Origin of the sequence: Olsenella profusa F0195 (genome assembly GCF_000468755.1) — a bacterium.
Taxonomy (GTDB): Bacteria; Actinomycetota; Coriobacteriia; order Coriobacteriales; family Atopobiaceae; genus Olsenella_F; species Olsenella_F profusa.
The window spans coordinates 1-632 of record NZ_AWEZ01000035.1 but is presented as its reverse complement, the minus strand read 5'-3'; the positions used below and the strand labels follow the sequence as shown (position 1 = coordinate 632).

Here is a 632-nt window from a genome sequence, read left to right as displayed (position 1 = left end):
CCAGCCTCTCCCGCGCCCTGTCCGGGGGCTCCTCCGGCCTGGCCGCCGCCCGCGACGCCGCGAGCGGGCTCTGGGGCCTCGTCGCGGCCGACGGGTCCTGGTCGGCCGCCCCGGCGTTCCTCGCGCTCGACCCCCGGCGGCCTCCGGCCTGGCCGGCGCCCTCGACCCCGCCACGCGCCTCTGGGGCCTCGTGGACGCCTCCGGCTCCTGGGCCGTGCCCCCGTCCTTCGCCGCCCTCGGCAGGGAGCCCGCCTCCCCGCTCTGCCCGGCCCTCGACCCCGCCACGGGCCTCTGGGGCCACGTCGCGGCCGACGGCGCGTGGGCCGTCGCCCCCGCCTTCCCGGAGGTCACGGGCTTCGACCCCTCGGGCTCGCGCGCCCTCGCCGCCGACGGCGACGCCGGCCTCGGCGTCATCGACGCGTCCGGCTCGTGGGTCTCCGGCGCCCGCTTCCCGGACGCATGCCCCTTCGGCGACGGCGGCATCGCCGCCGCGAGGTGGGACGGTGGCGGCCGTGCGTGAGGCGGGGGCGAGGGGGGGCCTTTGGGATGAGAGGCGACGACATCCTGCTCAGGAGGCGCGTCCCGCGCCGCGCGTTCCTCACAGCGGCGGGGGCGGCCGCGGCGGCGGTCGC

1 protein-coding gene is annotated in these 632 nt (G+C 81.2%); it reads left to right on the top strand.

Going from position 1 to position 632, the window contains the following annotated elements:
- A partial coding sequence (locus tag HMPREF1316_RS14665) for a WG repeat-containing protein (protein ID WP_156900997.1) occupies positions 1 to 520 on the top strand: 520 nt, incomplete at its 5' end.
- Between the last annotated feature and the right edge of the window lie 112 nt (positions 521 to 632).